Origin of the sequence: Bacillus thuringiensis (assembly GCF_022095615.2) — a bacterium.
GTDB classification, from domain to species: Bacteria; Bacillota; Bacilli; order Bacillales; family Bacillaceae_G; genus Bacillus_A; species Bacillus_A cereus_AG.
Window position 1 is genome coordinate 506,030 of record NZ_CP155559.1, and the last position, 14,951, is coordinate 520,980.

Sequence of the window (14,951 nt, forward strand, 5' to 3'; positions counted from 1 at the left end):
TATTTCCTATGTCATCTTACTTAAATTTTTTCCTAAAATCTTTATAATAGTACTTATATGCAAAAAAATGAGGGGGATCAAGTTTGACACTTGAAATATTAAATAATTTTAACATAGAGCAGTTTCAAAATGATTTAATTGGTTGGTTTGAAAAAGAGCAACGCGACTTACCGTGGCGTAAAAATAAAGATCCATACCGCGTTTGGGTTTCGGAAATTATGTTGCAGCAAACGAGGGTAGAAGCTGTAAAACCATATTACGCGAATTTTATGGGGAAGTTTCCTACTCTAGAAGCTTTGGCAAACGCTGATGATGAAGAAGTATTAAAAGCATGGGAAGGTTTAGGATATTATTCTAGGGCACGTAATTTACATGCGGCAGTAAAAGAGGTAAAAGAAGTATACGGCGGGATAGTACCGAGTGATGTAAAGAAAATCGAAAAATTAAAAGGAGTCGGCCCCTATACAAAAGGTGCTATTTTAAGTATCGCATATGGTATACCAGAGCCGGCAGTTGATGGAAATGTTATGCGTGTATTATCTCGTATTTTATCAGTATGGGATGACATTGCAAAACCGAAAACTAGAAAAGTGTTTGAAGAGATTGTGCGTGAAATTATTTCGGCTGAAAATCCATCTTATTTTAATCAAGGTTTGATGGAATTAGGTGCACTAATTTGTATTCCAAAAAATCCATCTTGCTTACTTTGTCCGGTACGTGAGCATTGCCGAGGATATGCTGAAGGTGTTCAAAAGGAATTACCAGTAAAAAGTAAAGCGAAGGCTCCTACAATGGTACCGATTGTTGCAGGGGTGCTTCAAACGGAAGATGGTCGTTACGTCATTAATAAACGTCCAAGTACTGGACTATTAGCTAACATGTGGGAGTTTCCGAATGCCGAACTTGGCGAAGGGATTCGAAATCAGAAGGAACAGCTTACAGATTATATGAAAGAAAAATTTGAGCTCTCGATTTCTATTGAAGAATACGCAATGAATGTACAACATACGTTTACACATCGTACTTGGGATATATTCGTATTTTATGGAAAAGTAACTGGTGATATTGTTGAAACAGATACATTGAAATTTGTATCGAAAGAAGCATTTGAGCAGTTACCTTTCTCGAAATCGCATCGTACGATTTATGAGAATTGCGTTGAGAAAATTACAATGCAATAAATAAAAAAGTGTTCCCTATTTAGGGAACACTTTTTTAATCGTAAGAAATTTTTGTCCCATGAGTCCAACTAGCTTTACCTTCTTGTAAGCCGCCTCTTGATTCAATTTCTATAACAATTTCTTTATAAATACTTTGTCCTTCTGCGTTTAAATAGGGAAGAATCTGTTGTAATGAATGATGAAAATGAGCTAATTCATCTTCTCTCCATTCATTTTTTGAAAGCATCGTTAGTTCAGTCATATCACGTCCAGTGTACATATTTCCACCTCCATCATCTGTAGTTTGAATGAGTGATAAGAGATATATGCGGAATTTTTTCAAAAGAAAATTACGGATAGCTTCTAAAGGAATTGGTTACATTATTGGTTGTGGAGGTGAGAAAGATGAGTAAAAAACAACAAGGTTATAACAAAGCAACTTCGGGTGCTAGCATTCAAAGTACAAATGCTAGTTACGGTACAGAGTTTGCGACTGAAACAAATGCACAAGCAGTAAAACAAGCAAACGCACAATCAGAAGCAAAGAAAGCACAAGCTTCTGGCGCACAAAGTGCAAACACTAGTTATGGTACAGAATTTGCAACTGAAACAGATGTGCATGCTGTGAAAAAACAAAATGCACAATCAGCTGCAAAACAATCACAATCTTCTAGTTCAAATCAGTAATGAAAGAAAAACACTTCTCTAATTCGGGAGAAGTGTTTTCTTTGTGCCTGGATCATGGTAATGAAAATAAAGTGAACGACATAACTTCTAATAAGTCAACAAATGTAGTCAAAGGAGAAGGAAGTTAAAGATTAGAAATATGTAATGAGGAATAATAACTGATAAATAAGTCCAAAAGGGGGTAAGTAATGAACGATTTTGATAAGTTGGTAGGAGAGCAATTAGAAACGATGGATGAGTTGTTAAAGTTACAAGCTCATCTAGAGAAGTATCAGCAAATTGAAATGAGCGAAAAAGATACGTGCGATAAAAAGGAATTACATTTTATCCGCCAAGAAATATATAGAACAGAATTAGCATTAAAACTGTTACATGAGAAATTTGAAGAGCAAACAAATAGTGTAATTCAATCTTTTGAAACTGAAAAAATGATTTCGAGTTTAGGATAAGACATATTGTTACCCTCTGGTGAAAGGTCCTTCTTTAGATAGAAATAAGGAAGGGCTTTTTCTATTTCCTCGTTTGTAAATCATTCAGCGAAGGCCCCGTCGCCTAAGGAGATTAGGGATATGGTATTCAGTGTGAAAAATAGAGTCTTGTCGCTTTAGTTTTAAAATTTCGACAAAAAAGTTATAATAGAAAAAAAGTGGGTGCAGTTCAAAGGGCATTTGCAGTTGAAAGAAGGGAGCATATATGGGATTTCCCAAAGAAGGAGAAAGAGTACAAATACATAGTTATAAACATAATGGCTCCATTCATAGAATGTGGGAAGAGACAACAATTTTAAAAGGAACACAGAGCCTTGTGATCGGAGCAAATGATCGTACAGTAGTGACAGAATCGGATGGCCGAACATGGATTACTCGTGAACCAGCAATTTGTTATTTTCATGCAAACTATTGGTTTAATGTGATTGGGATGTTAAGAGAAGAGGGAGTATACTATTATTGCAATTTAGGCTCACCTTTTGCATATGATTCTGAAGCATTAAAGTACATTGATTATGATTTAGATATTAAAGTGTATCCAGATATGACATATACGCTTTTAGATGAAGATGAGTATGAGAAGCATAGTCAAATTATGCAATATCCACCTGTTATTGATACTATTTTAAAACGAAATGTAGCACAATTAACACAATGGATTCATCAGAGAAAAGGGCCATTCGCGCCAGATTTCGTAGATATGTGGTATGAAAGATATTTAATGTACAGAAATTAAAACAAACCTGCAGGGGATTTCCCGGCAGGTTTGTCCTATTAGAGGGGGGATTATGTGCAAGGTATAAAAAGATATTTGCAATTTGTTAAACCATATCGATGGCTTATTGCTATTACGATTATGATTGGTCTAGTTAAATTCGGCATCCCGCTTATTATGCCGTGGTTATTAAAATATATTATCGATGATGTAATTCAAGGTGGAGGATCACTTCAAGATAAAACGTCCCAATTAGTAACCGCTGTTGGGATTGCTTTTTTTATTTTTGCTGTAGTAAGACCGCCAATTGAATATTATCGTCAATATTTCGCGCAGCGTATCGCAAACACAATATTATATGATTTACGAAAACATATTTTTGGTCATTTACAAAAGTTGAGTTTACGCTATTATTCGAATACAAAAACAGGGGAGCTTATTTCACGTGTAATCCATGATGTAGAACAAACAAAGGATTTTGTAATTACTGGTTTGATGAATGTTTGGCTAGATACGGCAACAATTGCAATTGCTATTATTGTTATGTTTTCTATGAATATAAAATTAACATTTGTTGCGTTATTAATTTTGCCTATTTATGTAGTGGCAGTGAAATATTTTTTCGGGCGTCTTCGAAAATTAACGAAAGAGCGTTCGCAAGCTTTAGCAACGATGCAAGGGTATTTACATGAACGTATTCAGGGGATGCAAGTGACGCGTAGCTTTGCATTAGAAGAGTATGAAGGTAAGCAGTTTGAAAAAAGAAATAATGAATTTTTGACGAAAGCGTTAACGCATACGAGTTGGACTGCAAGGACATTTTCAGTAGTGAATACGTTAACCGATTTAGGCCCGTTACTTGTAATCGGTTTTGCAGCATATGAAGTAATTCAGGGGCAATTAACATTAGGGACTATGGTTGCGTTTGTTGGATATATGGATAGTTTGTATAGTCCGCTTCGCCGTCTTGTTAATTCCTCTACAACATTAACACAGTCTTTCGCATCGATGGATCGAGTGTTTGAATTGTTAGATGAAAAATACGATATTGTCAATGTGCCAAGTGCGGTACAAACGACAAAATTGAATGGTGAAGTGATATTCGATCATGTATCTTTTCGTTACAATTCAGATGAAAAAGAGATATTGCATAACCTTTCGTTAACAATGTTGCCAGGAGAGAAGGTAGCACTTGTAGGGGCAAGTGGGGGAGGGAAGTCATCTCTTGCTAGTTTAATCCCGCGTTTCTATGATGTTTCTTCAGGGGCAGTTTATATAGATGGGATAGATGTTAGAAAGTATGATATGAGAAATTTACGTAGTCATATTGGAATTGTACTGCAAGATAATTTGTTATTTAGTGATACAATCGGGGCAAATATTTTATATGGAAATCCGAAAGCTACAGAGGAAGAAGTGATTTCAGCTGCCAAAGCTGCGCAAATTCATGATTTTATTATAGAGTTACCTGATGGTTATGATACTGTCGTTGGGGAACGGGGTGTGAAGCTATCTGGTGGGCAAAGGCAACGTGTAGCGATTGCAAGAGTGTTTCTAAAGAATCCATCGTTACTTATATTAGATGAGGCAACTTCCGCTTTAGATTTAGAAAATGAACGGCATATTCAGCAGGCGCTTCAGACGTTAGCTGCTGATCGGACGACGATCATAATCGCACATCGATTGGCGACGATTACACATGTGGATACGATAATTTACATTGAAGATGGTGAAATTAAAGAAACAGGTTCTCATGAAGAATTAATGAAAAAAAGAGGATTTTATTATAATTTATATCAACTTCAACATATAACAGAAACAGCTCCTTTAGCGTAAAAGGAGCTGTTTTCTTTATTCGTCTTCTTTTTTATCTTCGATTTGGAGTTCTGCTTCTGGTTTATGGTATGTGTAGAAGCTATCCACAAGTAAATCTAAATGCTCTACTTCTTCACTATAGTTAATAATGGCAGAAATAAGAGGGAAGAGGTGTAACCATGTTTTATACGCTTCCTCATCGTCTTTGTTTTGATAATCCATAAAGATATCAATTAATTCTTGTTTACCTGTTTCAACTTCATCAAGCATTTCAACGGATTGTTGTTTTTTTGCTTTACCAATAAATTTTAATAAAACTTGTTCATGGTAATGGGTTAATGAGTCAAGTTCGTTTTGGATAGATTCCTGAAATTCTTCTGGCATATAGCGCAGTTCATTTTCAGTACGGTGTAATGATTTTAACGTACTTAAAGCACGGCTTGTCGTCGCTAACATTTGTCTGAATAAAACGAGCTTACGAATTTTTGCGAACTTTACTTTTTTCGTGTAGCTTCTTTCTTCTTTATACAGCAAATAGTAATGGTTTAGTTTGATCATTTTTTCTTTCATACGATCAATATCAGTTTTTAGCGTTGTAAAATCAGAAGCTTGCCTGCTATTCATTCGAATCCATTTTACAATTTCTTCTGTATTATCAACGATACGATGATATAGCTTTGTTTCGTATTTTGGCGGCATAAACACTAAATTTACAAGTGAAGCCGCAATAATTCCAATCATAATCGTCGCAAAGCGAAGTAAGGCAAAACTAAAGAAATCTTCGCCCTGATACTCCATAATGGCGATAACTGTTACTAAAGCAATTGATATTGTGTTTTCTAATCGTAATTGTAACGTAAGCGCAATTACTAATATACATGTTAATCCAATAATAAAAGGATTATGTCCAAAAGCAGTAGCAAATACGATAGCGAATACCGCACCAATGACGTTTGCTTGAATTTGCTCAAGAGCTGTTAAATACGAGCGGTATACAGACGGTTGAACAGCGAATATAGCTGAGATTCCGGCAAATACTGGACTCGGTAATTGAAGTAAAATACAAGCAAATAAAGCTAATGTGATGGCAATACCCGTTTTTAAAATGCGAGCACCAAGTTTCATACCCTTAATAAGATCCTTTCTCTTGTCATAATGAATGTACAACATGATACTATACATTCATTACAATATGTTAGCAAGTGATATTTTAGTGACGTTAATAAGAAATTAAGATTCATTTTATACTTTTTCCTAATTCTTTTTAAACATCAATTTTTAGTAAAAAAACCTGCTGAATTTCAGCAGGTTTCAAATTGTTACTATAGATTACTATGAGAAGTGTACTTCGTCAATTCATTCTTGAAAATGAAGGTTAAGTATATCACTCTGTTGAGATAGACGGGTCAGCCTGCTCTTTTTTCGGGATAATTTCAAAAAACTGTTGCTGCATATCATCGAGTAACGGTGTTAATAAAGCAACTTCCTCGTATTGCTCATGCTCATTTAAGACACGAATGTAATCTAGCAATAACTCAGTCACATCTTGCACACCATTTTTACTAATTGGCTGTAATGTAACATTTGCTCCTTTTGCGATTCTTCTTTTTAAAGCCTGTTCTGTTAAACCTAAGCTTGAATCATGACGTAAATAAACAACACCGCCAGTCATACCAGCACAGATCCATGGGCCAGGGTCCCCTAAAACAAGCGCTCGCCCATTTGTCATATATTCAAAAGCGAAACCTTTAATATTAGAGTATGCACCTATATTCCCTTGTTCTTTTTCACGGAGTGGCTTTGTCATACGCCCTCCAATTATCATGTCTGCTCCAGAGAGGCGGATACCAGCACGAGCATCGGCGTTACCTTGCACGTATAGCGCTCCTTTTTGTGCACCGTATCCAAAACCTTTTCCGACAGAACCGTTATAATATATGCCGTCTTTTCCTTTGGCTTTCGTTATATAAATACCACCACCAAAGGAGGTTTTACCAATGCCATCTTGTGCACCGCCATTTACATGTATAAATAAGTTCTCGCTATTGTAAGCGCCTAATCCATTTCCAGGAATAGAGCCATTCGTATACTTTAATGTAAGTGGTTCAAGCTTCGTGTCTTCATATAATTTACTACGAACGCGATAGCAAGATTCTAGACCACCCATAACGCGTTGCTCTACACCAACGCCTACTAATTCTTTTGAATGAGGGGAATGAACTGTTTCAAATTGTTTTTCCGGTACGTATTCTGTTTTTGTGACAGATGGATATTCTATCGTTTGTAGTAAATTACATAAGTCTAATAAATTTTCGCCTCGAATTTGTTCTAATAAATCGGAACGCCCGACAATTTCTTGTAAATTTGTATAACCAAGATTTCCTGTTAATCGTTTTAGTTCTACGCCAAAAGTGGTGAATAAATGTAATAATCCAGCGACGGCGCTTTCTAATTCACGCGGGACGAAGCGGCGTAATCCGTGTTCTTTCGCCTGAGCTTCAGACTCAATTTGTGTTGCAATTCCAACGTGACAAGTATCTAGATGACATCCGCGGCAAGTTGTACAGCCGATTGCGATCATCGATAATGTGCCAAATCCAATGCGATTTGCCCCAAGAAGCATGATTTTTAAGGCATCATTCACACTTCGAATACCACCGTCAGCCCAAATTTCTACTTTATGTCTCATATTTGCTTCTAATAAAGCATTGTGAGCGGCTTTCACACCGATTTCTACAGGAAGCCCTACATGTTGCAATGCGTGAATACGTGCAGCTCCTGTACCACCATCAAATCCGCTAATGTTAATAAAATCAGCACCCGCTTTTGCGATACCGACAGCAATTGTTCCAATGTTAGGGACGACAGGGACTTTTACAGCTACTTTCGCAAGTTGATTAGCCGTTTTAATCTCTGTAATCATTTGAGCCAAATCTTCAATGGAATAAATATCATGGTTGTTAGAAGGTGAAATTAAATCTGAGCCAATTGTAGCGTTACGTGCTTCAGCGATTTTGGCTGTTACTTTTGAACCTGGTAAATGTCCACCTTCACCAGGCTTTGCACCTTGACCGATTTTTATTTCAATTAAGTTTGATGAATTTAGTAGTTCGGCGTTTACGCCAAATCGCCCAGATGCAACTTGTTGTCCACGTGTATGCGGATACTTTCCAATCATATCTTTAATTTCTCCGCCTTCACCGTTTAAACTAATCATATTTAGCTGATCGGCCGCTTCTGCATATGCGCGAAAGGCGACTTCATTTTGAGAACCGAATGACATGGAACTGATAATAAATGGTAAATTATGGTTTTGGATACTGATGGATACTTCTTCAGCGGGAATTACATGTTGTGTTTGTTTCGTTTGAACAAGGTGTCTAATTGCGATTGGGTTATTTTCTTCTAATTCACTTAACTTTTCACGGTAATCATCATAAGAGTTTCCTTTTGCGACATCGCCGATTGCTTTCCAAATTCGCGGGAATATATGAAAAGATTTGCGCATTCTAACTTTAGGATTGTTATAATCATCTGCTCGCATTTGTGCATCTTCAGCAAGTGACTCAAGAGAAAAAGCTAAATCATTTGAACCGAGGAAATTCGTAATTTGTAATATATTTGCGATTTCCTCATGTAATCCGATAGAAGAATAGAGGCGACCGTAACCACGCAATTCATGAATTCCAATTGTGGAAATGACTTTTTCCAGTCCTTTATTAAGAGCATGATATAAATTCGTAATGGGTGTTTTTGTCCCATCATTTACGGTTGCAAATAATAAATATGGATTTATACTATCTGCTCCTAATCCATACAGTGTGACGATATCATGTAAGGAGCGAAGGGCACCAGAACGTATAACGAGAGAGCAGTTTCGGCGTAATTTATTTTCGCTTAATACTTGATGTACTTTAGCGGTAACTAAATGCGGATCAATCCATAAGCGTTCATTTAGATGAGCGTTGGCATCGTCTATTAATAGTATGGTAGCTCCATCGTTCACGGCCTTTATCGCTTCAGAACTAATTCGATTTAAGGCGCATTGTAAAGTTTCTGTCGGACTGAATGTAGCAGAGATTGTAGCGATAGAGCTATGGGTATTGAATAGCTGTATAAGTTGTTCGTACGTAATTGTGTGTAATTCCTCTGTAATAGATTGTGCTACACTTCCTTCTAAAATAATGGGGGAAAGCATCTCAACTACAAATGGCTGTTTAGCACCGCGTAATAAACTTGGGCGCTCTCCAAGTATCGTTCGTGTGGAGAAGTGTTCGACCTCTCGATCACGATCGATTGCTGGATTTGTAACAACGGCTACACTTTCCTTAATGAAGTCAGCGATATTTCGTCTATCAGTATCGAGTGCTGCAAGTGGTGAGTCATGCCCAAGTGAGCGAATTGGCTCAACGCCTTTTGTTGCCATCTGTTCAAGAAGCTGAATATGTTCTCGGTCCCATCCAAAAGCAACGTATTGTTTCGTTTCGACTTGTATAGAATTACATAATCCAGGGATTTCTTTCGTTTCAGGGATAGATAAGTTTAAATGATAATCTTTCGTATCAACTCGCTTTTTAAAACGGTTATATACTTGAGTTTGGTAGTCATCGTATTCGTAGAGTACAAGTTCATCTTGTTCATTCCACTTTAGACCGACCTTTTCTCCAGGAGCGAGTGGTTTTGGTTCTGCTACATATTCAGTTGGTGATACAACTCCAGGTTCAGAAGAGAAAACATAAGAACTCGCTGTCTCTACTTTCCACACTGGTCGTAGTCCAAGGGAATCAACGCTGAAAACAGCCTCATCTTTATAACGTGAAATAATACCAGCTGGACCTTGCGCAAAATGGCCCCAAGCTTCACGTATATACGTATATAAATCTTGTAAATGCGGTTCATAAAGTTTCATTTCATTAATAATTGGTGGGAATAGTATATCCATTGCTTCAAATAAACTGTAGTCGTATTGAACAAGTAGAGTTTCTAAGGTGCGGTTTAAATCTTGGGAGTCACTGCCCCCAGCAGTAAGTGGAACATGAATCATGTCAGCTTGATCACGTAATTTTGCAATTGTGTTAATTTCACCATTATGTCCGAGAACGCTAAATGGTTGTACACGAAAAAAATTAGATAATGTATTAGTAGAATAGCGGTTATGTCCTAGTGTCATAGTTGAAGCGATAAGTGGATGTTGTAAATCGTTGTAATAGGCAACAAGTGTATCCCCAGCACCTAGAACTTTATATACAACATGGTCACGACTTAATGAAGCAACATGAATAGCTTCATTTTCCTCTATTTTTATCGTTACTGAAAATAATGTTTGCTCAATATTTTTAACTTCATTTTCTGCGATAAGGGCAACTTGCCAAAATAAAGGTTCTTCCTGTTTACCAAGTGGACCGAGTGCATCGGAATTTATTACATCATCACTTTCAAAAATAATAGTAAAACTTTCATTATTTAATTGCGTACGAATATGATTTTTTAAATTAACTATATTTGCGTTTTTATTTAGAAAAAAATGTCCAACGATAAAGTGGGGATGATCCACAATCGTTGGATTGTATCCGTTATTTTTCAGCTTTTCATTCCAAAGTGCTTTTGGGACATCAATGTGAATTCCGATACCATCTCCTTCACCATTAATGAAACCAGCTCGATGATTCATTTTGACTAGTGATTGTATGCAAAGATCAATGTTTTCTTTCGTGGCAATTTTTCGTTTCTCCATAACGGAAACGATTCCACACGCATCATGTTCTGCATTTTTATAATCTCGAAATAAAGACGGTGTCCATGTATTTTTTTTATTGAGCATCCGTCAATCCCCCCTCTTGTAAAAGATTGAATAATCTTACTATTTAAGGTGTAAATCACCTTGTACACAGAGATAATAACGATCTAAAAGAATATAAAACAGATAATTATGAATAATTATACTATTAATGCGGGATTTATGAAATAGAAAAAAGGAAAAAAGAAAGGTAAGCTTTCTTTTTTCCTTGTAATGACAGTATTATTTATTGTCTGCTAAAGTAGCAAATGCTCTTCCAACAGCTTCAATTGTATATTCGATATCTTCTTTTGTATGTTCTGTCGTTAAGAACCATGCTTCATATTTAGATGGTGCTAAATTAATACCTTCTTGAAGCATAAGTTTGAAGAATCTACCGAACATTTCACCATCTGTATTTTTGGCTGCATCGTAATCTTCAATTGTATTTCTCGTGAAGTATACAGTTAATGCACCCTTTAGGCGGTTTAGTGTAATATCGATGTTATGTTTTGTAGCTTGCTCTAAAATACCTTTTTCAAGCATAGCGCCAAGTTCATCTAATTTCTCGTATACGCCTTTTTGTTGAAGTACTTCTAAGCAAGCGATACCTGATGCCATAGAAGCAGGGTTTCCTGCCATTGTACCTGCTTGGTATGCAGGTCCAAGCGGGGCAACTTGTTCCATAATTTCTTTCTTACCACCGTAAGCGCCAATTGGAAGTCCGCCGCCGATCACTTTACCAAGCGCAGTTAAGTCTGGTGTTACGCCAAGTAAGTCTTGAGCACCACCGTACATAAAGCGGAAAGCAGTAATAACTTCATCATAAATTACTAATGCACCAGCTTCATGGACAAGCTCATTTACTTTCTCAAGGAAGCCAGGTTTTGGCTCTACAATACCGAAGTTTCCAACAATCGGTTCTACAAGGATAGCTGCTACTTCATGTCCCCATTTATCTAATGCTTCTTTTAAAGTTTCTACATTATTAAATGGAACGGTAATAACTTCTTGAGCGATACTTTGTGGTACACCGGCTGAGTCAGGAGTTCCTAGCGTAGAAGGGCCAGATCCGGCTGCTACAAGTACTAAATCAGAATGACCGTGGTAACAACCAGCAAATTTCATAATTTTTGTGCGGCCTGTGTAAGCACGAGCGACACGAATTGTTGTCATTACTGATTCAGTACCAGAGTTTACGAAGCGGACTTTATCTAATGCAGGCATTGCTTCTTTTAACATTTTCGCGAATTTTACTTCTAGTGCTGTTGGTGTTCCGTAAAGTACACCGTTTTCAGCGGCTGTTGTAATTGCTTTTGTAATGTGCGGGTGAGCATGTCCAGTAATAATAGGACCGTATGCTGCTAAATAATCGATATATTTATTTCCGTCTACATCCCAGAAATAAGCACCTTTTCCACGTTCCATAGCAACAGGAGCGCCGCCGCCAACTGCTTTAAAAGAACGAGAAGGACTATTAACGCCGCCAACGATATGTTCTAAAGCTTCTTTATGTAATGCTTCTGATTTTGTGAATTTCACTACAATTCATCTCCTTACAAAAATCTATGTATTATTCTAACATGTTTTTCGAAAAGACGTATTGTTTGTGATAGAGAAGGCAGTTGGGTAAACTATTCGTTGTGACATTTAGGAAGGGGGTCCGGTTATGAAATCGGTAATTGAGGTACAAGGGTTACGTAAAGAGTTTACAGCCTATTCAAGTCGTCCGGGTTTAAAGGGTGCATTTCGCGATTTATTAAATCGTAATTATAAAATAGTACCAGCAGTAAATGATGTATCTTTTACTGTGAAACAAGGTGAAATGGTTGGGTATATTGGTGAGAATGGTGCCGGTAAATCAACGACAATTAAAATGCTTACTGGGATTTTGACGCCGACATCAGGAGAAATTTTAGTAAATGGGATGAATCCGCATAAGCAGAGAGAAGAATTTGTAAGAACAATTGGTGTTGTTTTCGGTCAACGCTCGCAACTTTGGTGGGATATTGCTGTACAAGAGTCGTTTCGTTTATTAAAAAAAGTGTACGGTGTATCAGATGCTCAGTATAAAGAACATATGGAGCACGTGATTGAAACGTTAGATATTGGTCCTTTATTAGATAAGCCAGTGCGAAAGTTATCTCTTGGTCAAAGAATGCGTTGTGAATTAGCGGCAGCATTAATTCATAATCCGCCGTTATTATTTTTAGATGAACCAACAATTGGGCTAGATGTTCTTGTGAAATTGAAAATACGTGAATTTTTAAAAGAAATGAATGAACGTTATAAAACAACAATTTTATTAACAACTCATGATATTACTGATATTGAAGCTTTATGTGAGCGTGTTATCATGCTGGATGAAGGAAATATTATGTATGACGGTTCTTTAAATAATCTTCGTACGCAGTGGGGAGCAGAGAAGGAAATACATTTTCAATTTATTGCACCAGTTTCCTATCAGGCTTTATCAATGGTTATGCCAGATAGTCATGTCGTTTGGTCGAAAGCGAAAGAGGAAAACGCGTGGGTTGCAAAAATACCGAATGAAGAAGTTATCATTTCAATGCTTATTTCTAAAGTAGTACAGGCCTTTCAAATTAAAGATTTAAAAATTAACGAAGTGTCTACAGAGGAAATCATTCGTAACATTTATGAAGAAGGTATTAAACATGGGTAAGTACATTGAAATGATTCGGATTCGCTTTTTAATGATGCTTGCGTATCGTACAAACTATTATAGCGGGATTTTAATTTATACAATTAATATCGGTGCGTATTATTTTTTATGGCAAGCAATTTATAGCGGAAAAGAGAATATTGAAAGTTTATCTATTTCGCAAATGACTACGTATATCGCAATTGCGTGGATGGCACGTGCCTTTTATTTTAATAATATAGATAGGGAAATTGCGATGGAAATTCAAGAAGGACGTGTAGCGGTAGAACTGATTCGTCCATATAACTATTTAGGGATGAAAGTGATGCAAGGTCTCGGTGAGGGAATATTTCGTTTTGCCTTCTTTTCAATTCCAGGTATGGTTATCGTTACCTTATTATTTTCATTGCAAATTACAACGAATTTTCAAACGTGGTTATATTTCTTCTTATCTTTAATATTTAGTTTTATTATTAATACACAAATTAATTTAATGACGGGAATGCTCACGTTCTTCCTATTTAACAATAGTGGAATTATGTATGCAAAACGTGTTGTTATTGATTTATTTTCGGGTCTATTATTACCAATTAGTTTTTATCCATTATGGGCCCAAAAGGCAATGGTGTTTTTGCCGTTTCAGGCCATTAGTTATATTCCGAGTATGATTTTTTCAGAAGGTATACAAGGAAGTAAATTGTATGAGGCATTATTATTCCAAGTAATTTGGGCAATTGTACTTATCATTCCAATTGTACTCATGTGGAGAACGGCGAGAAAACGTCTAATTGTACAGGGGGGATGATGAGATGATATATATAAACCTATTTTTGCAATATGCAAGCCAATATATAAAAACAAAATTGGAGTATCGGGGCGATTTTATCGTTGGATTACTTTCTGATTTATCACTACAGGCTGTTAATTTAATCTTTATTCTCGTTGTGTTTGGGCATACACAAGCATTAAAAGGCTGGAGTAGAGAAGAAGTAATCTTTATTTATGGTTTCTTTTTAGTGCCGTTTGCTATTTTCTCGGCTTTCTTTAACATATGGGACTTTAATGATCGTTACATTATTAAAGGAGAAATGGATCGTATATTAACAAGACCGATTCATAGTTTGTTTCAAATTATATTAGAAAGAATGGAGCTTGAATCTTTAATTGGAGCGATTACAGGAATAATTGTAATGGGCTACGCAGCAGTCGAGTTGCAATTATCTTTTTACTGGTACGATTTCTTCTTATTCTTACTGATGGTAGGAGGGGGAGCCCTTGTATACGGAGGGATATTTGTTACGCTTGCAAGCCTTGGTTTTTGGTCGGATGCGAAAAGTTCAATTATGCCGCTAATGTATAACATAGGTAACTATGGTCGTTATCCTGTTAACATTTATAACCGTGTGATTCGCTTCATTTTAACGTTTGTTTTACCATTTGCGTTTGTCGGAGTATATCCAGCAGCATACTTTTTAAGAAAAACAGAGTGGAATAGCTATGCGTTTGCGACACCATTCGTTGGTGTTATCTGTTTTACGATTGCAATCACTCTTTGGAATCAAGGGGTAAAAAGGTACCGTGGTGCTGGGAATTAATTATAGAAGCTTGTTTGTTTCTAAGGGATAAATCCAATGGCCATCTCATACAT

The 14,951-nt window shown here is 36.6% G+C and carries 12 protein-coding genes; 8 read left to right on the forward strand and 4 right to left on the reverse strand.

Going from position 1 to position 14,951, the window contains the following annotated elements:
- Positions 1 to 83: 83 nt before the first annotated feature.
- Complete coding sequence (mutY, locus tag KZZ19_RS02600) at positions 84 to 1,181, forward strand: A/G-specific adenine glycosylase (protein WP_061676748.1); 1,098 nt, start codon at positions 84 to 86, stop codon at positions 1,179 to 1,181.
- 34 nt (positions 1,182 to 1,215) lie between these two features.
- On the opposite strand, the gene KZZ19_RS02605 is transcribed toward mutY, so the two are convergent.
- Positions 1,216 to 1,440, reverse strand: coding sequence for a hypothetical protein (locus KZZ19_RS02605; protein WP_237982166.1), 225 nt, complete (start codon positions 1,438 to 1,440; stop codon positions 1,216 to 1,218).
- Positions 1,441 to 1,565: 125 nt separating this feature from the next.
- Between KZZ19_RS02605 and KZZ19_RS02610 the strand changes: the two genes are divergently transcribed.
- From KZZ19_RS02610 to KZZ19_RS02625, 4 genes are all read left to right on the forward strand, one after another.
- Entirely contained in the window at positions 1,566 to 1,847 is a 282-nt protein-coding gene (locus tag KZZ19_RS02610; RefSeq protein ID WP_088095047.1) for a gamma-type small acid-soluble spore protein, read from the forward strand.
- A 188-nt stretch (positions 1,848 to 2,035) separates the two neighbouring features.
- A complete protein-coding gene (locus tag KZZ19_RS02615; protein WP_000997583.1) occupies positions 2,036 to 2,296 on the forward strand; it encodes a YgaB family protein in 261 nt (86 codons plus the stop codon).
- A 244-nt stretch (positions 2,297 to 2,540) separates the two neighbouring features.
- Positions 2,541 to 3,071 (forward strand): nucleoside tri-diphosphate phosphatase, encoded by a 531-nt coding sequence (gene ntdP / locus KZZ19_RS02620; RefSeq protein ID WP_061676751.1) that lies wholly within the window; start codon positions 2,541 to 2,543, stop codon positions 3,069 to 3,071.
- A gap of 54 nt (positions 3,072 to 3,125) precedes the next feature.
- Positions 3,126 to 4,886, forward strand: a complete 1,761-nt coding sequence (locus KZZ19_RS02625; RefSeq protein ID WP_237982165.1) for an ABC transporter ATP-binding protein — start codon at positions 3,126 to 3,128, stop codon at positions 4,884 to 4,886.
- Between the two features lie 15 nt (positions 4,887 to 4,901).
- Here the strand turns inward: KZZ19_RS02625 and KZZ19_RS02630 are convergent, their stop codons facing one another.
- From KZZ19_RS02630 to hemL, 3 genes are all read right to left on the reverse strand, one after another.
- Complete coding sequence (locus KZZ19_RS02630) at positions 4,902 to 5,990, reverse strand: aromatic acid exporter family protein (protein WP_151631828.1); 1,089 nt, start codon at positions 5,988 to 5,990, stop codon at positions 4,902 to 4,904.
- A gap of 259 nt (positions 5,991 to 6,249) precedes the next feature.
- The gene (locus KZZ19_RS02635) at positions 6,250 to 10,686 is read right to left on the reverse strand and encodes a glutamate synthase-related protein (RefSeq protein WP_237982164.1); all 4,437 of its coding nucleotides are present in this window, start codon (positions 10,684 to 10,686) and stop codon (positions 6,250 to 6,252) included.
- 198 nt (positions 10,687 to 10,884) lie between these two features.
- Complete coding sequence (gene hemL / locus KZZ19_RS02640; protein ID WP_237982163.1) at positions 10,885 to 12,183, reverse strand: glutamate-1-semialdehyde-2,1-aminomutase; 1,299 nt, start codon at positions 12,181 to 12,183, stop codon at positions 10,885 to 10,887.
- Positions 12,184 to 12,310: 127 nt separating this feature from the next.
- Here hemL and KZZ19_RS02645 point away from each other — a divergent pair, with 127 nt between their 5' ends.
- From KZZ19_RS02645 to KZZ19_RS02655, 3 genes are read left to right on the forward strand one after another with little or no spacing between them, the layout of a single operon-like run.
- Positions 12,311 to 13,324 carry an ABC transporter ATP-binding protein gene (locus KZZ19_RS02645; RefSeq protein ID WP_000843649.1) on the forward strand — a complete coding sequence of 338 codons (1,014 nt, stop codon included), beginning with the start codon at positions 12,311 to 12,313 and terminating at the stop codon, positions 13,322 to 13,324.
- Positions 13,317 to 14,108, forward strand: a complete 792-nt coding sequence (locus KZZ19_RS02650; RefSeq protein ID WP_000521523.1) for an ABC transporter permease — start codon at positions 13,317 to 13,319, stop codon at positions 14,106 to 14,108. Before KZZ19_RS02645 ends, KZZ19_RS02650 begins: the two co-directional genes overlap by 8 nt.
- Before the next feature lie 4 nt (positions 14,109 to 14,112).
- Complete coding sequence (locus KZZ19_RS02655; protein WP_061676757.1) at positions 14,113 to 14,898, forward strand: ABC transporter permease; 786 nt, start codon at positions 14,113 to 14,115, stop codon at positions 14,896 to 14,898.
- Positions 14,899 to 14,951: the final 53 nt, after the last annotated feature.